The organism is Micromonospora sp. RV43 (assembly GCF_001029515.1).
Lineage (GTDB): Bacteria > Actinomycetota > Actinomycetes > Mycobacteriales > Micromonosporaceae > Micromonospora > Micromonospora aurantiaca.
Genome location: NZ_LEKG01000129.1, coordinates 1 through 22,123 on the forward strand (window position 1 = coordinate 1; position 22,123 = coordinate 22,123).

The window sequence follows — 22,123 nt, forward strand, 5'->3', positions numbered from 1 at the left end:
GGCCGGCGTTGGGGGTGGCGGACCTCCTGTGCCGGGTGGAAGATGCCCGTGGCAGACTGGTCAATCGGCCACCGGTTCCGGTTCACGCCCGAGCCCGTCGTGACGACGGGGCGCACCGACGGCGACCCGGCGACCACCGACGAAAGGACCGAGGCGACATGAAGCCCAACATCCACCCGGAGTACGTGACCACCGAGGTCCGCTGCTCCTGCGGCAACACGTTCACGACCCGCAGCACCGCCAAGGGCGGCGCCATCAGCGTCGAGACCTGCAGCGCCTGCCACCCGTTCTACACCGGTAAGCAGCGCGTGCTGGACACCGCCGGCCGGGTCGCGAAGTTCCAGCAGAAGTACGCCAAGGTTCAGGCCAAGAAGGCCAAGTAGCTCCGTCGACGACGCCCGTGTCCGGCTCCTGCCGGGCACGGGCGTTCGTCCGTTTGCGCCGGTTTCATCTCCCCCAAGGAGCATCCGCAGCATGAGCAGTGAGCGCCTGGCCGCCCTCCTCGACGAGTACGCCGAGCTGGAGCGGCGGCTGGCCGACCCGGCCATCCACGCCGACCAGGGCACCGCCCGGCGGGTCGGCCGTCGGTACGCCGAACTGGTCCCGCTGCACAAGGCGGCCGGTGAGCTGGAGCAGGCCCGCGCCGACCTGGCCGCCGCCCGGGAACTGGCCGCCGAGGACGCGACGTTCGCCGTCGAGGCGGACACCATCGCCGCCTCCCTGCCGGCCCTTGAGGAACGGCTCGCGGAACTGCTCATCCCGCGCGACCCGCACGACGCCAAGGACGTGATCGTCGAGATCAAGGCCGGCGAGGGTGGCGAGGAGTCCGCGCTGTTCGCCGGTGACCTGCTGCGGATGTACACCCGGTATGCCGAGCGGCACGGCTGGGTCACCGAGGTGATCGACGCGCAGGACTCCGACCTCGGCGGCGTCAAGGACGTCTCCCTGGCGATCAAGAGCAAGGGCGTCCCGGAGGGCGGCAACGGCGTCTGGTCCCGGCTCAAGTGGGAGGGCGGCGTGCACCGGGTGCAGCGCGTCCCGGTCACCGAGTCGCAGGGGCGGATCCACACCAGCGCCGCCGGCGTGCTGGTGCTGCCCGAGGCGGAGGACGTGGACGTCACCATCGACCCGAACGAGCTGCGCATCGACGTGTTCCGCTCGTCCGGCCCCGGTGGGCAGTCGGTGAACACCACCGACTCGGCGGTACGGATCACCCACGTGCCGACCGGCATCGTGGTCTCCTGCCAGAACGAGAAGTCGCAGTTGCAGAACCGGGAGCAGGCCATGCGCATCCTGCGCGCCCGGCTGCTGGCCGCCGCCCAGGAGCAGGCGGACGCGGCGGCGTCGGACGCCCGCAAGGCGCAGGTCCGGACCGTGGACCGGTCCGAGCGGATCCGCACCTACAACTTCCCGCAGAACCGGATCACCGACCACCGCATCGGCTACACCGCGTACAACCTGGACCTGGCGCTGGCCGGCGAACTGGACGGGGTGCTCGACGCGCTGGCCGAGGCGGACCGTGCGGCCCGGCTGGCCGGCGAGACCGAGCTGTCCCGCCGCTGACCGCCGGGGGTGTTAAGCGGGGGCCCCTCCTCTACCGGAGGCGTTAACAAGGGCCCCCTCCTTGCCGCTCAGCTCGCCCGCAACCGCGCCTTGGCGCGCAGCATCTCCCGGTCGGCCAGCTCGAACGCGGCGCCCAGCGCCTCCCGGACGCTCACGGTGGTGCTGCCGTCGACCTCGGCGAAGCCGATCGTCACCCCGACCGGCGTGCCCGGGACCAGGGACTCCCAGTCCTCGGTGCGGACGGCCGCCTCGATCCGGCGGGCCACCTCGACCGCCTCCGGCATGCCGGTGTCGGGCAGCACCACGACGAACTCGTCGCCGCCGTAGCGCGCCACGAAGTCGCCCCGCCGCATCACCCGGTTGATCACCCCGGCGACCCGTTGCAGAACCAGGTCCCCGGAGTGGTGGCCGTGCCGGGTGTTCACCGCCTTGAACCCGTCGAGGTCGCAGACGCCGATCACCACCCGCTCGCCCCGGGACACCACGGCGCCCAGGTAGCGCTCCAGCCGGCGCCGGTTGGGCAGGCCGGTGAGCGGGTCGGTGAGCGCCTCGCCCTCGTACCGGGCCGCCTCGCGGCGCATCTCCTCGTGGTCGATCCGGGCGGCGATGCCGTCGATGTAGACGTCCCGCAGCCGGTCGCTGCGCCGCGCCGCCAGCCGGAACGCGTGCCGGTCGGCCCGGTGCGCGCCCGCATGGTCACCGGCCCGGGCCAGCGCCACGCTGCGCAGCCGGGGTGCCTCGGCCGCGCCGAGCGTCTCGTCGGATACCCGCAGCGAGTCCAGGCGGGTGACCGCCTCGATCGGGCGGCCGGCGGCCACCGCGAGGCAGACCTGACCGAGCTGGCGCAGGTCGCGGGCGCGGGCACTGTCACCGCCGTGGCCGAGCAGCCGGTTCGGGTCGGCGTCCCCGGCGGACTCCACCCGGTCGCCGAGCGCCGCCCGCCGGGCGGCGGCGTAGCCGTACGCGGCCAGGCTGCTCGGGCGCAGGTTGCCGGCACCCCCGCCGCGCAGGAACCGGGCGAGGTCACCGGCGACGTCGCGCAGCACCCGCAGGCAGCCGTCGCTGTCGCCGTTGTGGTCGAGCGCGACCGCGTTGCGCAGCCGGATCCCGGGGGCGGCGAACGTCTCCTCGGGGATGCCGACGCTGAGCCCGACCTCCCGGGCCCGCTCGATCGCGCCGAGCGCGTGGCCGTGGAAGCTCAGGTACGAGTACGCCATCGCCAGGTCGTGCCAGCCCCAGGCGGTGTCCCGGTCGGGCGTGTCGTCGGCGCTGAGCGCGCGGGCGGCCCGGACCAGGTGCATCACGCATCGGTCCAGCGCGCCCTGGTGGTGTGCGGCGAGCGCGGCCAGCGCGTTGAGGTGCCCGTGCAGGTAGGGCTCGGTCAGGTCGCGTACGGCGGCGGAGGCGTCCTCGACGGCGCGGGTGAACTCGGCGGTGCGGCCGAGATTGATCAGCGCGGACAGGCGTTGCACCAGCGCGTCCGCGCGGGCGTACGGGTCGTCGGTGGTGCGGATGACGCGGTCGAGCAGGGCGCACGCCTCCGCGGACCGGCTGGCCTCCTGCAGTGACCGAGCGCGGCGGAGAGCGTCAACCTGGTCCTCGACCTGGTCGAGCCAGCCCACTCGCGACCTCCCTGCGGTGTGCGCCCGGACGCACCCGCTCGTGAGGTGGGCCGCGACGCCTCATGATTATTGCGTGACCGCACTCCCGCAACACCCGTCCGAAGGGACAGAACGCGAACGCCCCTCGCTGGTGATCACCCGGGTGGCGCGCGCGCTCGCGGCGGCCGGCGTCGAGGCGCCCCGCGCCGAGGCCGAGCAGCTCGCCGCGTACGTCCTGGAGGTGCCACGTGGCCGGCTGGCGCTCGCCGACGGCTTCACCCCGGCGCAGCGCGACCGCCTGGACGCCCTCGTCGGGCGGCGGGTGACGCGCGAGCCGTTGCAGCATCTGCTCGGCTCGGCCGGTTTCCGGCACCTGGAGCTGGCCGTCGGGCCGGGCGTGTTCGTGCCCCGGCCGGAGACCGAACTGCTGGCCGGCTGGGGGATCGAGCGTGCCCGGGAGTACGCGGCGCCGCTCGTGGTCGACCTGTGCAGCGGTTCCGGCGCGATCGCCCTCGCGGTCGCGCAGGAGGTGCCAGCGGCCCGGGTGGTGGCGGTGGAGCGGTCCCCGGCCGCGCTGGCGTGGCTGCGGCGCAACGCGGCCGGCCGGGCCGCCGCCGGGGACCGGCCGATCGAGGTGGTGGCCGCCGACGTGACCGATCCGGACCTGCTGGCCGACCTGGCCGGACGGGTCGACGTGCTGCTCTGCAACCCGCCGTACGTGCCGAGGTCGGCGCCGGTGCCGCCGGAGGTGGCCGGGCACGACCCGGACGAGGCGGTGTTCGGCGGCGCGGACGGGCTGGACGTGATCCGGCCGGTGGTCGGCCGGGCCGCCGTGCTGCTGCGTCCGGGCGGCGCGATCGGCATCGAGCACGACGACACGCACGCGGCGGCGGTGCCGGCGCTGCTGCGCGGCGACGGCCGCTACGACCGGGTGGAGGAGCACCGGGACCTGGCCGGGCGGCCCCGCTTTGCGAGCGCGTCCCGGCGGGCGGACGGCACCCACGCCGACCCGGCCCCGGCGTGGCAGACTGACTCCTCGTGATGCTCTACGACTGTCGGTCGCCCGCCGACCGGGACCGCGGCATCGCCGCTGCCGTCGAGGCGGTCAAGAACGGGGAACTCGTCGTCCTGCCGACCGACACGGTCTACGGCATCGGGGCGGACGCCTTCACCCCGTACGCGGTGAAGGCCCTGGCGGACACCAAGGGTGGCGCCCGGCAGGCGCCCCCGGTGCTCATCGGTTCCCGGCACACGCTCGACGGCCTGGTCTTCTCGCTGCCCGGCGCGGCCCGCGACCTGGTCGAGGCGTTCTGGCCCGGTGCGCTGACCATCGTGGTGGAGCACTCGCCGAGCCTGGCCTGGGACCTGGGCGACAACAGCGGCACGGTGGCGGTGCGGATGCCGCTGCACCCGGTGGCGCTGGAGGTGCTGCGGGAGACCGGCCCGATGGCCGTCGCGTCGGCCAACAAGATCGGCCAGCCCGCCGCGCTCACCGCCGAGGAGGCGCGCGACCAGCTCGGCTACGGCGTCCGGGCGTACCTGGAGGCCGGGCCGGCGGTGGACCCGGTGCCGAGCACCATCGTCGACCTGACCGGCGACGTGCCGCGGGTGCTGCGCGAGGGCGCGGTGACGCTGGCGAAGCTGCGGGAGGTCGTGCCGGACATCCTCGACGAGCGGGGGGTCTGAGTGCCGCCCTTCACCGTCCTGCACGTCTGCATGGGCAACATCTGCCGGTCGCCGATGGCCGAGCGGTTGCTGCTGCTCGCGGTCCGGGAGCGGCTGGCCCGCCTCGACGTCGACCCGGCCGGGTCGGACGCGCTCGTGCACAGCCACAGCGCCGGCACCGGCGGCTGGCACGCGGGCGAGGAGATGAACCCGCCCGCCGCCCGCCAGGTGCTCTCGCGCGGCGGCGACACCGAGGGGTTCGCCGCCCGGCGGCTGCGCTCCGACCTGATCGACGCCGCCGACCTGGTGCTCACCGCCACCGCCGACCAGCAGGAGTACGTGGTGGCGCTGCGGCCGGACGCCGCCGCGCGCACGTTCGTCCTCGGTGAGTTCGGCCGCCTGCTCGGCGGGCTGGACCGGTCCGCCCTGCCGCCGGCCGAGCCGACGCCGGACGCCGTGTTCGCGCGCGGTGTCGCGTTGGTGGCGGCCGCCGACGCGGCCCGGCAGAACGCCTCCGCGCTGCCCACCGACGATCTGGACGACCCGTGGGGCCGGGGCGACCAGTGCTTCAGCCGGGTCGCGGACGAGATCGAGGAGACGGTGCAGCCGCTGGCTGCCGCGCTGCTGCCCTGAGATTCATCCTTCCTCGCGAACTTCCTGCGCATTTCGCGGAAGGTGTCGGCGAAAGCGAGCAATCCGGTCATTCTGAACGGGTCCGTACGGCCGGCTCCTGCGGGGAGAGCTGATGAACCGGGCCTATCTCGACAAGCTGTTCACCGTTGTGCTCGCCGGCGTGCTCGCCGGACTGGCCCTGGCCGCCGCCGCGCTGCCGGCCGCGCTGGTCTTCGGGCTGGGCGTGAAGAACCTGATGCCGTACACGGTGCTGCCGGAGGCGCTCAAGACGCCGCAGCCGGCGCAGCGCTCCAACCTGTACGCCAACGACGGACGGACGCTCATCACCTCGTTCTACGTCGAGGACCGGGTGGACGTGCCGGTCGGCGAGGTGGCGCCGGTGATGCGCGAGGCGATCGTGGCCGCCGAGGACGTGCGCTTCTACGAGCACCACGGCGTCGACGTGCGCGGCGTGGCACGGGCGTTCACGGCCAACCGCCGCGAGGGCACCCGTCAGGGCGCCTCCACGCTGACCATGCAGTACGTGCGCAACGCGCTGGCCGGTGACCCCCGGCTGACCGAGGAGCAGCGCGCCGCCGCCACCGAGATCACCGTCGGGCGCAAGATCCGCGAGATGCGGTACGCGCTGACGCTGGAACGGCAGATCGGCAAGGACGAGATCCTCGGGCGCTACCTGAACATCGCGTACTTCGGCGCCGGGGCGTACGGCATCGCCGCCGCCAGCAAGCGCTACTTCTCCACCACCCCGGAGCGGCTCACGCTGGCCCAGGCCGCGCTGCTCGCCGGGCTGGTCCGGTCCCCGGCCGACGATCCGATCAACGGCGACGCCGACGCGGCCCGGCAGCGGCGGGCGTACGTGCTGGACCGGATGGTGGAGACCGGCCGGGTCAGCGCGGCCGACGCCGAGGCGGCGAAGGCAACGGAGCTGGCCCTCAAGCCCAACACCACACCGAACGACTGCGCCGCGGTGCCCGCCGACCACAACGACTGGGGCTTCTTCTGCGACTGGTTCACCCAGTGGTGGAACGCCCAGCCGGCGTTCGGCGAGAACGTCGACGAGCGGCAGCGGACGCTGCGCCGCGGTGGTTGGAAGATCGTGTCCTCGCTCGACCCGGACGTGCAGGCCAAGGCGAGCGAGCAGGTGCGGGAGATCTACCCGGAGACGATCGCGCGGGCGGCGCCGACCGCCGTGGTGCAGCCGGGCACCGGCCGGGTGCTGGCCATGGCGGTGAACCGCACCTACGGCACGACCGCCAACCCGGACGGGCAGCAGAACTACCCGAACACGGTCAACCAGCTGGTGGCCGGTGGTGGCGGCATCACCGGCTATCAGGCGGGCTCCACGTTCAAGCTGTTCGCCCTGCTGGCCGCGCTGGAGTCCGGGCTGCCGCTGGACACCGAGTTCGACGCGCCGCGCGTCTACGTGACGCAGTACCCGGTCGGCGCCGGCCCGGCGAGCTGCGGCGGCCGGTGGTGCCCGGCGAACGCCAACACCTACTGGATGGACGGCGACCGGGACATGTGGGACGCGTTCGGCCGGTCGGTGAACACGTACTTCGCGTGGCTGACCGAGCGCGTCGGCGCGGACCGGGTGGTCGAGATGGCCCAGCGGCTGGGCATCGTCTTCCGTGCCCCGGCGGACGCCCGGATGGCCCGCGAGGGCGCCAAGAGCTGGGGGCCGTTCACGCTCGGCGTCTCCGCCACCACGCCGCTGGACCTGGCCGGCGCGTACGCCGCGGTGGCCGCCGAGGGCACCTGGTGCCGGCCCACGCCGGTCACCTCGATCACCGATCCGGGCGGCCGGACGGTGCCGGCCGGGAACACCGACTGCCGGCAGGTGCTCGACACCGAGGTGGCCCGCGCGGCGGCCGACGCCAGTCGCTGCCCGGTCGGCGACCAGTCGATGTACCGGCGCTGCGACGGCGGCACCGCCGAGGAACTGGCCCCTGGTCTGCGCCGGCCGGTGGCGGGCAAGACCGGCAGCTCGGAGCGGAACGCCACCGAGACGGTCGTCGCGTTCACCCCGCAGCTGTCGGTGGCGACGATCGCCGCGAACCCGGACGACCCCCGGGACGCGGTCGGCGGCGGCGTGCAGAAGCGGCAGATCGCCGCCGTGGGCCGCATCCTCGCGTGGTCGCTGCGCGACGAGCCGGTACGCGACTTCGTCCCGCCCGGCCAGGCGGTGGCCTTCCAGCACACCAGCCCGCGCACCGGTAACTGAGAGACTTCCGTCAGCTCGTCGACCTGCCGTACCGCGCGACAGTGGTCCGGACGGCTTCGTCCACCACCGCTGTCGTGCGGTCAGGGGTAACCGTCCAGTCCGGGAGGACCAGGCGCGGCCAGAACAGGTAATTGGAGATCATCCCGAGGAACTGCGTAGCGGCCATCTCCGGGTCGTCGACGTCCGCGGCTCCCGCCTCGTGCTCGGCCACGAGGTAGGTCCGGACGGACTCGAAGTACGGCAGTTTGCCCTGGGAGAAGTGCGCTCGGGCCAGTTCGGGAAAGCGTGGCAGTTCGGCGATCACGATGCGGAACAGATCGGTCATCTCCGGCCGGCTCAACAGCGTCGCGTAGTGCCGCCCGAGAGCCGTGAGGCCGGCCGTCAGGTCACCGGCGGGCGGCACGTCGGCGACGTCGTTGCGGGCCCACGAGTCGATGACGATGGCATCGAACAGTGCCGCCTTCGTCGGGAACTGCTTGAACAGCGTCGCCTTCGACACGCCGGCGCTCTCGGCAATACGCGCCAGTGACGCCCGGTCGTAGCCCGACTCCAGGAAGAGCTCGGTGGCGGCCTGCAGGATCAGCGCGCGCTTCTCCTCCGCCACGCGCTGGTGATAGGCCGACGGCGCTGGGGTCATGCGCCCATCATAGCGAGGTGAGTGGGTTGACTCACCATCTGCTGGGGCGTAGCTTCGGGTGGTGAGTCGCTCGACTCACCACCCGTCCCGGGTGGTCGTCCCGTACGTACCGGAGGACCCGATGTCCCGTTTCGCCGATCAGACAGTTCTCGTCACCGGAGGCAGCGGCGGGCAGGGGGCCAGCCACGTCCGCGCCCTGCACGCCGAAGGCGCCAACGTCGTCATCGGTGGCATCGACGCCGACCGTGGCGCCGGCCTCGCCGCCGAGCTGGGACACCGGGCCCTCTCCGTCCGCCTGGACGTCACCCGGGAGGAGTCGTGGGCCGCCGCCGTCGCGGAGACCGAGAAGGCGTTCGGTGCGCTCACGATCCTCGTCAACAACGCCGGGGTGCAGAACCCGCCGGCCGTCATCGAGTCCACCGACCTGGCCACGTGGGCCCGCATCCTCGACGTCAACCTCACCGGCACGTTCCTCGGCATCAGGGCAGCCGCCCCGGCGCTGCGGCGCGCGGGGGGAGGAACGATCGTCAACATCGGCTCCACCACGGGCCTCGGCGGTACCGCCCTCTACGCGCCCTACGTCGCCGGCAAGTGGGCGGTACGAGGGCTCACCCGGACCGCCGCCCTCGAACTGGGCCGCGACAACATCCGCGTCAACGCGATCCACCCCGGCGTGGTCGCCACCCCGTTCATCACCGAGCCGGCGGCCGGCAGCGACGCCCCGATCGCCGACTTCTACTCGCCCGAGCCGTTCGCCGTCCCGCGACTCGGGCAGCCCGCCGACATCACCGCGCTGCTGTTGTTCCTCACGTCGCCGGACGCGGCCTTCATCACCGGCACCGAGTACGTCATCGACGGAGGGCTGCTCCTCGGCCCCGCACTGAAGAACGGCTCTCCGTCCTAACCGGCGGGGTGTTCGGCGCCCCGGGCGATGTTGCGGGCCATGCCGCCGAAGACGACGGCGTGGAAGGGGGCCACCGAGGCCCAGTAGAGGTGGCCGGGCAGGCCGCGCGGGAGGAACACGGCCCGCTGCACGTACCTGCTGCGGCCGTCCCCGTCCGGCTCGGCGCGCATCTCCAGCCAGGCGCGGCCGGGCAGTCGCATCTCGGCGCGCAGCCGCAGCAGCTCACCCGGGACGATCTCCTCGACCCGCCAGAAGTCCAGCGCCTCGCCGACCTGGAGCCGGTGCGGGTCGCGCCGTCCCCGGCGCAGCCCGACGCCGCCGATCAGGCGGTCCATCCAGCCGCGCACCGACCAGGCGAGCGGGAACGAGTACCAGCCGTTCTCGCCGCCGACGCCCTCGATGACCCGCCACAACGCCGCCGGTGGCGCGTCCACCGTCCGCTCCCGCAGATCGGTGTACGCGGTGCCGCCGGACCAGTGCGGATCCGACGGCAGCGGCTCGGCGGGCGCGTCCGGTCCGCTCGCGTTCGACCAGCGCGTCTCCACCTCCGCGTCGCGCACCTTGGTCAGCGCCAGCGCGACCGCCTGGTCGAAGCCGATCAGCCCGTCCGGCGGGTCCGGCACGTACCGGGCGATGTCGTGCTCGTGCGCCACCGCCTCGTGCACCAGGCTCTCCACGAGTGGCCGGGCGATCGCGTTCGGCACCGGCGTGATCAGGCCGACCCAGTGCGAGGAGAGCGACGGGGTGAGCGGGCGTACCGGCAGGATGACCCGGCGCCGCAGCCCGGCCACCCGGGCGTACCGCTGCATCATCTCGGAGAACGTCAGCACGTCCGGGCCGCCGATGTCGAAGGCCCGGTTGACGTCGGCCGGCAGGTGCGCGCAGCCGGCCAGGTAGCGCAGCACGTCCCGGACCGCGATCGGCTGGATCCGGTTGCGCACCCAGCGCGGGGTGACCATCGCCGGGAGCCGCTCGGTCAGGTGGCGCAGCATCTCGAACGAGGCCGAACCGGATCCGATGATCACGGCGGCGCGCAGCACCGCAGTGGGCACGCCGCTGTCCAGCAGGATCCGCGCGACCTCCGCCCGGGAGCGCAGGTGCGCCGAGGGCAGGCCGTCGCGCTCCGCCGGCTCCGGCCCGCCGAGATACACGATCCGGCGTACGCCCGCGGCGCGCGCCGCCTCGGCGAAGTTCGTCGCCGCCTCCCGGTCGGCCGCCTCGAAACCACGCTGGCCCAGCGAGTGGACCAGGTAGTACGCCACCTCCACGCCTGCGAACACGGCCGGCAGCGTCTCCGGCCGGCGGAGGTCGCCCTCGACGACCTCCGCCTCGGCCGCCCACGGCACGTCCCGCAGCCGTCCGGCGGTGCGGGCCAGGCAGCGTACGGTGTGCCCCTCGGCCAGCAGCCGGGGCGCGAGGCGTCCGCCGATGTAGCCGGTCGCACCGGTGACGAGGCATCTCACGGCATCCAGTGTGCGGCTCCGTAGACTCCTTCGCTGTGGAGAACGCGAGGGACACCTTCTGGGGGCCGGACTTTCAGCAGCTCAGTACCGTCGACCCGGAGATCGCCGAGGTGGTGCTGGGTGAGCTGGACCGGCTGCGCGGCGGCCTGCAACTGATCGCCAGCGAGAACCTCACCTCGCCCGCGGTGCTGGCCGCGCTGGGCTCCACGCTCACCAACAAGTACGCCGAGGGCTACCCGGGGCGGCGCTACTACGGCGGCTGCGCCGAGGTGGACCGGGCCGAGGAACTGGCGATCTCCCGGGCGAAGGAGCTGTTCGGCGCCGAGCACGCGAACGTCCAGCCGCACTCCGGGGCGAGCGCCAACCTGGCCGCGTACGCCGCCCTGGTGCAGCCGGGTGACACGGTGCTGGCGATGGACCTGCCGCACGGCGGGCACCTGACCCACGGCAGCCGGGTGAACTTCTCCGGCAAGTGGTTCCACCCGGTCGGCTACACCGTCCGGCGGGACACCGGGACGATCGACTACGACGAGGTACGCGACCTGGCCCGCGCGCACCGGCCGAAGATGATCATCTGCGGCGCGACGGCGTACCCGCGGCTGATCGACTTCGCCCGCTTCCGGGAGATCGCCGACGAGGTCGACGCGTACCTGATGGTGGACGCCGCGCACTTCATCGGCCTGGTGGCCGGCGGCGCGATCCCGTCGCCCGTGCCGTACGCCGACGTGGTCACCGCGACCACCCACAAGGTGCTGCGCGGCCCGCGCGGCGGCATGATCCTCTGCCGGGAGCCGCTGGCGGCCCGGATCGACAAGGCGGTCTTCCCGTTCACCCAGGGCGGCCCGCTGATGCACGCCGTCGCCGCCAAGGCGGTCGCGCTGCGCGAGGCCGCGCAGCCCGAGTTCCGCACGTACGCCGCCCAGGTGGTCACCAACGCCCGCGCGCTCGCCGACGGGCTGGCCGCGGAGGGACTGCCGGCGGTCTCCGGCGGCACCGACACCCACCTGGCCCTGCTCGACCTGCGCGAGACCGGTGTGACCGGCGCCCAGGCCGAGGCCCGCTGCGACGCCGCCGGCATCACGCTGAACAAGAACGCCGTCCCGTACGACCCGCAGCCGCCGGCGGTGGCCTCCGGCATCCGGGTGGGCTCGCCGAGCGTCACCACCCAGGGCATGCGGGAAGGGGAGATGCGCCGGATCGCCACGTTGATCGGTCGGGCGGTGCGGACCGATCCGGAGTCCCCCGGGGGCGGCGACGAGCTGACCCGGATCGCCGCCGACGTGACCGAGCTGGTCACCGAGTTCCCGGCGTACCCCCGTGGCTGAGCCCGGGACGCGCGCGGCGGAGGCGACGGCGGACCGCGGCTGGCGACTGCGCCATCTGCCGGTGCTGCTGGCCGCGGTGGCGGTGCTGGCCGCTGTCGCCGCGGTGGTCGGCGGGGTGTGGCGCGGCGCGGACGGCGCGCTCGGCGCGGCGGCCGGGGTGGCCGTCACGGCTGCGAGCTACACGCTCACCACAGTGGTGCTTGCCTGGGCGGACTCGAAGGATCCGCAGCTCGTGCTGCCGTTCGGGCTGGGCCTCTACGTCGCCAAGATCACCGCGCTCGGCGGGGTGATGGTGCTGGTGGCCTCGACCGGCTGGCCGGGACTGATCCCGTTCTGTTTCGGCATCGCCGCGGGCGTGGTGGTCTGGACCGGCGTGCACGTCTGGTGGCTCACGACCGTCCATGCCCGACGGATGCTGCGCTGAGCCGTCCCACCCTTCGGGCGACGCGTGGTTCTGTCCGCGATCGGTCATTCTCTCAGTGGCGGGGGAGGAGTACCGTTCCTCCAGACGACTTCGCCCGCCCGTGTCCCACACAACCAGGTTGTGCGGGGGGTGAGGCACAACCTCTTCTGCTCGACTGATATCGTTCGCCCCGTCATGGCCGGTGACCAGAAACCCCCCAACACTGGCGGCTCGGGCGACGTTCCGTCCGGTGCCGGTCAGGGTTGGACCGCGCTCTCATACCTCATCGGGGGCATGCTCGTCTGGGGTTTCATCGGCTGGCTGGTCGACCGTTGGCTCGATACCGGCGGCATCGCCACCGGTATCGGGGTCGTGCTCGGCATGGCCGGGGGGATCATCCTGGTCGTCCGCCGACTTGGCACGCCTACTTAGGAAGGGACGCGGTGTTCGGACAGGCGAACGTCCTGGCTCAGGGCCAGGCGGAATTCCCACCGAGCGTGGGGGACTTCTACCTGCCCAGCATCCTGCCCTGGGGTGCGGAGAACTCGTACTGGTTCACCAAGATCACGGCGATGGTGTGGATCGCCGTCGGCGTGCTGATCATCTTCTTCCTGGCCACGTACCGGAAGCCGCAGCTGGTCCCCACCAAGAAGCAGTGGCTGGCCGAGTCGATCTACGGCTTCGTGCGCAACAACATCGCCGTGGACATGATCGGTCACGCGGGAGTGCGGTTCGCGCCGTACTTCACCACGCTCTTCTGCTTCATCCTGCTGACGAACTTCTTCGCGATCGTGCCGTTCTTCCAGATCTCGCCGAACTCGCACATCGCCTTCCCGGCCTTCCTCGCCGTGATCAGCTACGTGATGTTCAACTACGTCGGCATCCGGCACCACGGCTTCGTGAAGTACTTCAAGAACGCTCTGGTCCCGCCGGCGCCCTGGTTCATCCTGCCGCTGCTGATCCCGATCGAGCTGTTCTCGACCTTCATCGTCCGGCCGTTCTCGCTGGCCGTCCGTCTCTTCGCGAACATGTTCGCCGGCCACATGCTCCTGCTGGTCTTCACGCTCGGCGGGTTCGCCATGATCAGCGCCAACGCCTGGCTGGCACCGGTCTCGGTGCTGTCGTGGACGATGACTGTGGCGCTGACCTTCCTCGAGTTCCTGGTGATCTGTCTGCAGGCGTACGTCTTCACGGTGCTGACCGCCAGCTACGTGCAGGGCGCCCTCGCCGACGAGCACTGATCCGATCTTTCGCACCAACCGTTGTCGTCCCGCGTGACCGTCACGCGTGATAACCAGGAGGAACCAACCAATGGACATCTACGCCGCGGTAGAGGGCAGCACCGCCGCCATCGGCTACGGTCTCGCGGCCATCGGCCCGGGCATCGGCGTGGGCCTGGTCTTCTCGGCCTACATCCAGTCGACCGCCCGCCAGCCGGAGTCGTCCCGGATGACCCTGCCGTACGTCTGGATCGGCTTCGCCGTCATCGAGGCCCTCGCGCTGCTGGGTATCGCCTTCGGCTTCATCTGGCAGGGCAACCTCTAATTCGGCCCTGAGACCGGGAGGTTTCCGATGTACTTCCTCGCCGCTGAGGGTGGTGAGACGACCCACAACCCGATCATCCCTGTCTGGCAGGAGATCGTGGTCGGTGGGATCGCCTTCATCGTGCTCTGCTTCGTGCTGATGAAGTTCGTCTTCCCGCGCATGGAGCAGACGTTCCAGGCCCGGGTCGACGCGATCGAGGGCGGCATCAAGCGCGCCGAGGCCGCGCAGGCCGAGGCGAACCAGCTGCTCGAGCAGTACCGGGCCCAGCTCGCGGAGGCGCGTACCGACGCCGCCAAGATCCGGGACGACGCCCGGGCCGACGCCGAGGGCATCCGCCAGGACATCCTCGCCAAGGCGCGCGAGGAGTCCGACCGGATCATCGCCGCCGGCAAGGAGCAGCTCGCCGCGGAGCGGGCCACCATCGTGCGCGAGCTGCGCACCGAGGTCGGCACCATCGCGGTGGACCTGGCCAGCAAGATCGTCGGTGAGTCGCTGGCCGACGAGGCGCGTCGCAAGGGCACCGTCGACCGGTTCCTGAGCGGTCTCGAGAGCACGGGGGCCCGCTGATGCAGGCCGCCAGCCGGGAGTCGTACTCCGCCGGGGCCGAGCGCCTCGACGCGTACGCCCGCGGCGCGGAGCCGTCGGCGGTGGCCTCCACCGCCGACGACATCCTCTCCGTCGCCGACCTGCTGCGGCGCGAGCCGCGGCTGCGCCGGGCGCTGGCCGACCCGGCGCGCTCGGGTGAGGACCGCGCGGCTCTGCTCACCGGGATCCTGGGCGGGAAGGTCGGCGCGGACGCGCTCGACCTGCTCACCACGCTGGTCTCCGGTCGCTGGTCGGCCCCGTCGGAGCTGCTCGACGGCGTCGAGCGGATCGGCGTGGAGGCGCTCCTCGCGAGCGCCGACTCGGCCGGCGATCTGGGCGAGGTCGAGGACGAGCTGTTCCGCTTCGGGAAGGTCGTCTCCGGTTCCGGCGAGCTGTCCAACGCGCTCTCCGACCCGATGGCCCCGGTGCAGCGGCGGGCCGAACTGGCCCAGCAGCTGCTGGCCGGCAAGGCCCGGCCGGTCACCGTCCGCCTCGTCGAGGCCGCGCTCGCCGGCTTCGGGGGACGCTCCTTCACCGGTGCGCTCACCCGGCTGGTCGAGCTGGCCGCCGACCGGCGGGACCGTCAGGTCGCGTACGTGACCGTGGCGGCTCCGCTGAACGACGAGGAGGAGCGACGCCTCGGCGCCCGCCTCTCCCAGATGTACGGTCGGGAGGTCTCCGTCAAGCAGACGGTCGACCCCGACGTGCTCGGCGGAGTGCGCGTGCGGGTCGGATCCGACCTGTACGACGGGACCGTCCTGCGCCGCCTCAACGAGACCCGCAACGCGCTCGCGAAGCGCTGACCAGCGTCTTAGCAGCCCTGATTCGACGCCATCGGACCGGTCGGTACTAGGTATCCCGGGCCCCTGATACTTAAGGAAGCAGAGGATGGCCGAGCTGACCATCTCGACGGAGGAGATCCGCGGCGCCCTGGAGCGCTACGTCTCCTCCTACACGGCCGACGTCTCCCGCGAGGAGGTCGGCACCGTCGCCGACGCCGGTGACGGCATCGCCCACGTCGAGGGTCTCCCCTCGACCATGACCAACGAGCTCCTGGAGTTCGAGGACGGCACGCTCGGCGTGGCGCTGAACCTCGACGTCCGGGAGATCGGTGTCGTCGTCCTCGGTGACTTCGGCGGGATCGAAGAGGGTCAGCGCGTCAAGCGCACCGGCCGGGTGCTCTCCGTGCCCGTCGGCGACGCGTTCCTCGGCCGCGTGGTGAACGCGCTCGGCGAGCCGATCGACGGCCTCGGCGACATCGCCAACGAGGGCTTCCGCGAGCTGGAGCTCCAGGCCCCGAACGTGATGTCCCGCAAGTCGGTCGACGAGCCGCTGCAGACGGGCATCAAGGCCGTCGACGCGATGACCCCGATCGGCCGTGGCCAGCGCCAGCTGATCATCGGTGACCGCAAGACCGGCAAGACCACTGTCGCCCTGGACACCATCCTCAACCAGCGCGAGAACTGGCGCTCCGGCGACCCGAAGAAGCAGGTCCGCTGCATCTACGTCGCGATCGGCCAGAAGGCCTCCACCATCGCCTCCATCAAGGGGACGCTGGAGGAGGCGGGCGCGATGGAGTACACCACCATCGTCGCCTCCCCGGCCTCCGACCCGGCCGGCTTCAAGTACCTCGCCCCCTACACCGGCTCGTCCATCGGGCAGCACTGGATGTACGGCGGCAAGCACGTCCTGATCGTCTTCGACGACCTGAGCAAGCAGGCCGAGGCGTACCGCGCCGTGTCGCTGCTGCTGCGCCGCCCGCCGGGCCGCGAGGCCTACCCGGGTGACGTCTTCTACCTGCACTCGCGTCTGCTGGAGCGCTGCGCCAAGCTCTCCGACGAGCTGGGCGGCGGCTCGATGACCGGTCTGCCGATCATCGAGACCAAGGCGAACGACATCTCGGCGTTCATCCCGACCAACGTCATCTCCATCACCGACGGCCAGATCTTCCTCGAGACCGACCTGTTCAACCAGGGCGTCCGGCCGGCCATCAACGTCGGCACCTCGGTCTCCCGGGTCGGTGGCGCCGCGCAGGTGAAGCCGATGAAGAAGGTCGCCGGCTCGCTGCGGCTGAACCTGGCCCAGTACCGCGAGCTGGAGGCGTTCGCCGCCTTCGCCTCCGACCTGGACCGGGCCTCCCGCGCCCAGCTGGACCGGGGTTCCCGCCTGGTCGAGCTGCTCAAGCAGCCGAACTACTCGCCGTACCCGGTGCAGGAGCAGGTCGTCTCCGTCTGGGCCGGCACCGAGGGCAAGCTGGACGACGTCCCGGTCGGCGAGGTCCGCCGCTTCGAGTCCGAGTTCCTCCAGTACCTCCGCCACAAGCACGAGGGCGTCCTGGCCGGAATCGCCGACAACAAGTGGGACGACGAGATCATCTCCTCGCTCGACTCCGCGATCAGCGAGTTCAAGCAGGTCTTCCTGGGCAAGGAGGACGAGGTCCGGGTCAACGACGCGCCGGCCAAGCCGCTGGAGGGCGAGGAGACCCGCGAGACGGTGACCCGCTTCCGCGACGGCACCACCGACCGCCCGGCCGAGAGCTGATCCGATGGCCGCCCAGGTACGCGTTCTCCGGCAGCGGATCCGTTCCGCCAAGGGGATGAAGAAGATCACCAAGGCGATGGAGCTCGTCGCGACGAGCCGCATCGCCAAGGCCCAGGCCAAGGTGGCGGCCTCGCTGCCGTACGCCGAGGCGATCACCGGCGTGCTGACGGCGCTGGCCTCGAACGCGCGGATCGACCACCCGCTGCTCACCCCGCGCGAGCGGGTGCGGCGGGCGGGCGTCCTGCTGGTCACCGCCGACCGGGGCCTGGCCGGTGGCTACAGCTCGAACGCGATCCGGACCGCCGAGTCGCTGATCGCCCGCCTGCGTGCCGACGGCAAGGAGCCCGTGCTCTACGTCATCGGCCGCAAGGGCGTGGCGTTCTACCGGTTCCGCAACCGGCAGATCGCCGCGAGCTGGACGGGTTTCTCCGAGCAGCCGTCGTTCGAGGACGCCCGCGAGGTCGGTGAGACGCTGATCAAGGCGTTCACCGCCGGCGCGGACGACACCGACAACGAGGCCGGCGCCGACGGGATCCTCGGCGTGGACGAGCTGCACATCGTCTACACCGAGTTCAAGTCCCTGATGACGCAGAACCCGGTGACCCGGATCGTCGGTCCGATGCAGGTCGAGGACCGGCCCCGGTCCGAGGGCCTGCTGCCGGCGTACGAGTTCGAGCCGGAGCCGGAGTCGCTGCTCGACGCCCTGCTGCCGAAGTACATCAACACGCGGATCTTCGCGGCGTTGCTGGAGTCGGCGGCCAGTGAGTCGGCCGCCCGTCGGCGGGCGATGAAGAGCGCCACCGACAACGCCGAAGAGATGATCGAGAAGTACACGCGTGAGATGAACTCGGCTCGTCAGGCCGGCATCACCCAGGAGATCAGTGAGATCGTCGGCGGCGCGAACGCGCTGGCCGCGTCGGGAAGTGAAGTGTGATGACTGTATCCGCAGTTGAGACCAAGACGGCCACGGGTCGCGTGGTCCGGGTCATCGGCCCGGTCGTCGACGCCGAGTTCCCGCGCGACGCCATGCCGGGGCTGTTCAACGCCCTGCACGTCGACGTGACCCTCTCCGGCGGTGAGAAGACGCTGACCCTGGAGGTCGCCCAGCACCTGGGTGACAACCTGATCCGCGCCATCTCGATGCAGCCGACCGACGGCCTGGTCCGCGGCACCGAGGTGCGCGACACCGGCGCGCCGATCAGCGTGCCGGTGGGCGACGCGGTCAAGGGCCACGTGTTCAACGCGATCGGCGAGTGCCTCAACCTCACCGAGGGCGAGACCATCCAGGCCGACGACCGGTGGGGCATCCACCGCAAGGCCCCGGCCTTCGCCGACCTGGAGCCGAAGACCGAGATGCTGGAGACCGGCATCAAGGTCATCGACCTGCTCGCCCCGTACGTCAAGGGCGGCAAGATCGGCCTGTTCGGCGGCGCGGGCGTGGGCAAGACGGTGCTCATCCAGGAGATGATCACCCGTGTTGCCCGCAACTTCGGTGGTACCTCGGTCTTCGCCGGCGTGGGTGAGCGCACCCGCGAGGGCAACGACCTCATCGCCGAGATGACCGAGTCGGGCGTCATCGACAAGACCGCGCTGGTCTACGGCCAGATGGACGAGCCGCCGGGCACCCGCCTGCGGGTCGCGCTGTCCGCGCTGACCATGGCGGAGTACTTCCGTGACGTGAAGAAGCAGGAGGTGCTGCTCTTCATCGACAACATCTTCCGCTTCACCCAGGCCGGTTCCGAGGTATCCACGCTGCTCGGCCGCATGCCGAGCGCCGTGGGTTACCAGCCGACCCTGGCCGACGAGATGGGCGAGCTCCAGGAGCGGATCACCTCCGTCCGGGGCCAGGCCATCACCTCGATGCAGGCGATCTACGTGCCCGCCGACGACTACACCGACCCGGCGCCGGCCACCACGTTCGCCCACCTCGACGCGACCACCAACCTGGAGCGGTCGATCTCCGACAAGGGCATCTACCCGGCCGTGGACCCGCTGGCGTCCTCGTCCCGGATCCTCGCCCCGGAGTTCGTCGGCGAGGAGCACTTCGCCGTCGCCACCGAGGTGAAGCGGATCCTGCAGCGCTACAAGGACCTGCAGGACATCATCGCCATCCTCGGTATCGAGGAGCTCTCCGAGGAGGACAAGCTCACCGTCGGCCGCGCCCGCCGGATCGAGCGGTTCCTCTCGCAGAACACGTACGCGGCGGAGCAGTTCACCGGCGTGCCCGGCTCGACGGTCCCGATCGCCGAGACCATCGACGCCTTCCGCCGGATCAGCGAGGGGGAGTTCGACCACTTCCCGGAGCAGGCGTTCTTCATGTGCGGCGGCCTGGACGACCTGCGGGCCAAGGCCAAGGAGCTGATGGGCGAGGAGGGCTGAGAGCCCGCTCACACCCACGAGGGCCGTCCCGGCGAAAGCCGGGGCGGCCTTCGCCTTTTCCGGGCACTGCACTACCAGATGCCCGGTTCTCCGGCAAGCAGTTCGCCGGATCGCGCGGTACCGTTCCTGACACGACTTCACATTCGGCCGTTGATCTCTGCAACCAAACGGACCCCCGCGCCCGTCTTCCTACCCGTGGGCGCGACGATTGGAGATGCTCGTGGGCGGTAAGGGCGGCGCGGATCGCGGGAAGCGGTCCATGTGGCGCGGCGTGCCCCGGTGGGCCCGCGTCTGCACGATCCTGGGCATCGTCATGGTGGTGCTCAGCGGCTCCGTGCTGATCGGCTCGCGCGCCCTCGTCGCCCGCTACGAGGGATCGGTGGGCAAGGCCGACCTCTTCGGTGACCAGGCCGCCGGCGCCAACGAGAAGAAGAGCGACATCAAGGGCCCGCTCAACATCCTGCTCGTCGGCGTGGACCCCCGGACCGCGACCGCCCGCCCGCTCGCCGACTCGATCATGGTCCTGCACGTGCCCGCCACCATGGACCGCGGCTACCTCTTCTCGCTGCCGCGTGACCTGCGGGTGGACATCCCGGAGTTCCCCAAGGCCGACTACTCGGGCGCCAACGACCGGCTCAACGCGGCCATGTCGCACGGCAGCAACGTGCCGGGGCAGAACCCCAGCACCCCGCAGGGCTTCGAGCTGCTCGCCAACACCGTGCAGGAGGTCACCGGCATCAAGCGCTTCGACGCCGGTGCGATCATCAACTTCAGCGGGTTCAAGAAGATCGTCGACGCCATGGGCGGCGTCGACATGTACATCGAGCGGGAGGTGCGCTCGGAGCACCTCCAGCCGGACGGCACGCCGCGCCAGCTCAAGCCCGGCGGTGGTGGCTACCTCGGGCCGCAGGCCGTGTACAAGAAGGGCAACGCCCACCTCAAGGGATGGCAGGCGCTGGACTACGTCCGGCAGCGCTACCCGAAGAACGGCGTGCCGGACGCCGACTACGGCCGGCAGCGGCACCAGCAGCAGTTCGTCAAGGCGATGGTGAGCCAGGCGTTCAGCGCCGACGTGGTGGCCAACCCGGTCAAGCTGGACCGGGTGCTGCGCGCCGCCGGGAAGTCGCTGGTGTTCAACGGCCGCGGCAACAGCGTGGTCGACTTCGGGCTGGCCCTGAAGGACATCCGGCCCGAGGCGATCGAGACGATCAAGCTGCCGGGCGGCCCGATCGGTACCGGCAGCAACTACCGGGGTGAGCAACTGCTCGAACCGGCGGAGGACTTCTTCACCGCCCTGCGTACCGAACAGCTCGACGCATTCCTGCTGGAGCACCCCGACTTCAAGCAGAAGACCAAGTAGCCTGAGCGGGTGCGGGACCGTGGTGGTCCGGCTCTCACCACCCGCGTTGGGTGGGCTGCGGGGTCGCGACTAGACTTTCGGCAATCCGCCGCCGCAGCAAGGAGACAGCGTGGCACAGCAGCTTCACGTCGAGCTCGTAGCCGTCGAGGAGAAGGTCTGGACCGGCGAGGCCGAGATGGTCGTCGCCCGGACGACCGAGGGTGAGCTCGGTGTGCTGCCTGGGCACGCACCGCTGCTCGGCCAGCTCGCCGAACCCAGCCAGGTACGCATCAAGCAGGCCGGTGGCCAGCAGGTCGCGTACGACGTGGCCGGCGGCTTCCTGTCGGTGACCGGTGAGGGCGTCACAGTCCTCGCCGAGAGCGCAACCCCCGCCACCCCGGCCCGCTGAGCCGACCCGCCGATGGAGATCGTCGAAGGGATCGGAATCGGCGTCGCGATCGTCGTCGTCGCGCTTCTGATCCTCTTCATCCGGCGGGCCCTGTTCACGCGTAGCGGTGGCATCATCCGGCTGAGCGTCCGGGTCAACACGATCCTCGACGGTCGTGGCTGGTCACCCGGGTTCGGTCGCTTCGTGGGCGACGAACTCCGCTGGTACCGCATGTTCAGCTTCGCGCTGCGCCCCAAGCGGGTGCTCTCCCGCAAGGGGCTGGCGGTCGAGCGTCGCCGGCTGCCCGAGGGGCAGGAGCGCATGTCGATGCCCGCCGAGTGGGTGATCCTGCGCTGTACCAGCCACCACGCGCCGATCGAGATCGCCATGGCGCGATCCACGGTCACCGGATTCCTGTCCTGGCTCGAGGCCGCCCCACCCGGGGCGGCCTCGCCGCGTCTGGCCTCCCAGGACTGGCCCGCCGCCTGACCCTCACCCCAACACCCCGTCAACGGGTCACGGGGGTCGTGCCGGGTCGCCGCCGCTGACGCCGATCTTGGAGTTGTGGCGCCAGGAAATGCCCGGTTCGCGCCATTAGTGAGGCACCACAACTCCAAGATCGCCGCACCCTTCCCGGCGCCTCCCGCGATCTTGCACTTTGGTGCCCGGCAAACCTCGCAAATGAGACGCCCAGAGGGCTCGAACTGCAAGATCGCGCAGGTGGTCGTGCGGGCGACCCGATTGGCGTCGCGCTCCGCACCCAGCCAGCCCCGCCCCGGGCCAGCCCTGCCTGGCTCGGGTCGATCATGAAGTTGGCGGTGTTTGGTGTCCGGTTTGTCGGCGTCAACTTCATGATCGACGGCGCGGGGGCGGGTGCGTGTGGTGCGATCCGTGCTGACCTGGGCGGGTGTGTCTGGTTCGGGGGTGGTGG

23 protein-coding genes are annotated in these 22,123 nt (G+C 71.5%); 20 read left to right on the forward strand and 3 right to left on the reverse strand.

From position 1 onward, the window contains the following. Positions 1-158: 158 nt before the first annotated feature. Together rpmE and prfA are read left to right on the forward strand one after the other, a co-directional pair. Entirely contained in the window at positions 159-383 is a 225-nt protein-coding gene (rpmE, locus tag ABD52_RS26135) for a 50S ribosomal protein L31 (RefSeq protein WP_013288272.1), read from the forward strand. 91 nt (positions 384-474) lie between these two features. Then, complete coding sequence (prfA, locus tag ABD52_RS26140) at positions 475-1,563, forward strand: peptide chain release factor 1 (RefSeq protein ID WP_013288271.1); 1,089 nt, start codon at positions 475-477, stop codon at positions 1,561-1,563. 68 nt (positions 1,564-1,631) lie between these two features. Here the strand turns inward: prfA and ABD52_RS26145 are convergent, their stop codons facing one another. Further along, entirely contained in the window at positions 1,632-3,185 is a 1,554-nt protein-coding gene (locus ABD52_RS26145) for a GGDEF domain-containing protein (RefSeq protein ID WP_013288270.1), read from the reverse strand. Positions 3,186-3,258: 73 nt separating this feature from the next. On the opposite strand from ABD52_RS26145, the gene prmC reads away from it, so the two are divergent. The 4 genes from prmC to ABD52_RS26165 all read left to right on the forward strand — a co-directional run bounded on the left by prmC (position 3,259) and on the right by ABD52_RS26165 (position 7,683). Continuing rightward, positions 3,259-4,206, forward strand: a complete 948-nt coding sequence (prmC, locus tag ABD52_RS26150) for a peptide chain release factor N(5)-glutamine methyltransferase (protein ID WP_200905238.1) — start codon at positions 3,259-3,261, stop codon at positions 4,204-4,206. After that, positions 4,206-4,850 (forward strand): L-threonylcarbamoyladenylate synthase, encoded by a 645-nt coding sequence (locus ABD52_RS26155; protein WP_047893553.1) that lies wholly within the window; start codon positions 4,206-4,208, stop codon positions 4,848-4,850. Before prmC ends, ABD52_RS26155 begins: the two co-directional genes overlap by 1 nt. Then, positions 4,851-5,462, forward strand: coding sequence for a phosphotyrosine protein phosphatase (locus tag ABD52_RS26160; RefSeq protein WP_047893554.1), 612 nt, complete (start codon positions 4,851-4,853; stop codon positions 5,460-5,462). A 112-nt stretch (positions 5,463-5,574) separates the two neighbouring features. Beyond that, a complete protein-coding gene (locus tag ABD52_RS26165; protein ID WP_047893555.1) occupies positions 5,575-7,683 on the forward strand; it encodes a transglycosylase domain-containing protein in 2,109 nt (702 codons plus the stop codon). A 10-nt stretch (positions 7,684-7,693) separates the two neighbouring features. On the opposite strand, the gene ABD52_RS26170 is transcribed toward ABD52_RS26165, so the two are convergent. Further along, complete coding sequence (locus ABD52_RS26170) at positions 7,694-8,320, reverse strand: TetR/AcrR family transcriptional regulator (RefSeq protein WP_047893556.1); 627 nt, start codon at positions 8,318-8,320, stop codon at positions 7,694-7,696. A 121-nt stretch (positions 8,321-8,441) separates the two neighbouring features. Here ABD52_RS26170 and ABD52_RS26175 point away from each other — a divergent pair, with 121 nt between their 5' ends. Then, positions 8,442-9,224, forward strand: coding sequence for a glucose 1-dehydrogenase (locus tag ABD52_RS26175; RefSeq protein ID WP_047893559.1), 783 nt, complete (start codon positions 8,442-8,444; stop codon positions 9,222-9,224). On the opposite strand, the gene ABD52_RS26180 is transcribed toward ABD52_RS26175, so the two are convergent. Beyond that, a complete protein-coding gene (locus ABD52_RS26180) occupies positions 9,221-10,687 on the reverse strand; it encodes an SDR family oxidoreductase (protein WP_013475359.1) in 1,467 nt (488 codons plus the stop codon). The genes ABD52_RS26175 and ABD52_RS26180 overlap by 4 nt on opposite strands. Before the next feature lie 35 nt (positions 10,688-10,722). Between ABD52_RS26180 and glyA the strand changes: the two genes are divergently transcribed. The 13 genes from glyA to ABD52_RS26245 all read left to right on the forward strand — a co-directional run bounded on the left by glyA (position 10,723) and on the right by ABD52_RS26245 (position 21,681). Next, on the forward strand, positions 10,723-12,012 hold the full coding sequence (gene glyA / locus ABD52_RS26185; protein ID WP_030271779.1) for a serine hydroxymethyltransferase: 1,290 nt from the start codon (positions 10,723-10,725) through the stop codon (positions 12,010-12,012). After that, entirely contained in the window at positions 12,005-12,436 is a 432-nt protein-coding gene (locus tag ABD52_RS26190; protein WP_013288261.1) for a hypothetical protein, read from the forward strand. The genes glyA and ABD52_RS26190 overlap by 8 nt, the downstream gene beginning before the upstream one ends. 174 nt (positions 12,437-12,610) lie before the next feature. Continuing rightward, positions 12,611-12,847: an AtpZ/AtpI family protein gene (locus tag ABD52_RS26195; protein ID WP_013288260.1), complete on the forward strand. Its 237-nt coding sequence runs from the start codon at positions 12,611-12,613 to the stop codon at positions 12,845-12,847. An 11-nt stretch (positions 12,848-12,858) separates the two neighbouring features. Next, on the forward strand, positions 12,859-13,656 hold the full coding sequence (gene atpB, locus ABD52_RS26200) for a F0F1 ATP synthase subunit A (protein WP_013288259.1): 798 nt from the start codon (positions 12,859-12,861) through the stop codon (positions 13,654-13,656). A 70-nt stretch (positions 13,657-13,726) separates the two neighbouring features. Further along, positions 13,727-13,960, forward strand: a complete 234-nt coding sequence (locus tag ABD52_RS26205; protein WP_013288258.1) for an ATP synthase F0 subunit C — start codon at positions 13,727-13,729, stop codon at positions 13,958-13,960. A gap of 27 nt (positions 13,961-13,987) precedes the next feature. Beyond that, positions 13,988-14,527: a F0F1 ATP synthase subunit B gene (locus tag ABD52_RS26210; protein ID WP_013288257.1), complete on the forward strand. Its 540-nt coding sequence runs from the start codon at positions 13,988-13,990 to the stop codon at positions 14,525-14,527. Then, complete coding sequence (locus ABD52_RS26215) at positions 14,527-15,348, forward strand: F0F1 ATP synthase subunit delta (protein ID WP_047893557.1); 822 nt, start codon at positions 14,527-14,529, stop codon at positions 15,346-15,348. The genes ABD52_RS26210 and ABD52_RS26215 overlap by 1 nt, the downstream gene beginning before the upstream one ends. Positions 15,349-15,433: 85 nt before the next feature. Further along, positions 15,434-17,086, forward strand: a complete 1,653-nt coding sequence (gene atpA, locus ABD52_RS26220) for a F0F1 ATP synthase subunit alpha (RefSeq protein WP_013288255.1) — start codon at positions 15,434-15,436, stop codon at positions 17,084-17,086. 4 nt (positions 17,087-17,090) lie between these two features. Continuing rightward, on the forward strand, positions 17,091-18,020 hold the full coding sequence (locus tag ABD52_RS26225) for a F0F1 ATP synthase subunit gamma (protein ID WP_013288254.1): 930 nt from the start codon (positions 17,091-17,093) through the stop codon (positions 18,018-18,020). Further along, positions 18,020-19,465 (forward strand): F0F1 ATP synthase subunit beta, encoded by a 1,446-nt coding sequence (gene atpD / locus ABD52_RS26230; RefSeq protein WP_013288253.1) that lies wholly within the window; start codon positions 18,020-18,022, stop codon positions 19,463-19,465. The genes ABD52_RS26225 and atpD overlap by 1 nt, the downstream gene beginning before the upstream one ends. A 214-nt stretch (positions 19,466-19,679) precedes the next feature. After that, the gene (locus tag ABD52_RS26235; RefSeq protein ID WP_041799109.1) at positions 19,680-20,825 is read left to right on the forward strand and encodes an LCP family protein; all 1,146 of its coding nucleotides are present in this window, start codon (positions 19,680-19,682) and stop codon (positions 20,823-20,825) included. 109 nt (positions 20,826-20,934) lie between these two features. Continuing rightward, positions 20,935-21,213 (forward strand): F0F1 ATP synthase subunit epsilon, encoded by a 279-nt coding sequence (locus tag ABD52_RS26240; protein WP_047893558.1) that lies wholly within the window; start codon positions 20,935-20,937, stop codon positions 21,211-21,213. Between the two features lie 12 nt (positions 21,214-21,225). Beyond that, positions 21,226-21,681 (forward strand): DUF2550 domain-containing protein, encoded by a 456-nt coding sequence (locus ABD52_RS26245; protein WP_013288250.1) that lies wholly within the window; start codon positions 21,226-21,228, stop codon positions 21,679-21,681. Positions 21,682-22,123: the final 442 nt, after the last annotated feature.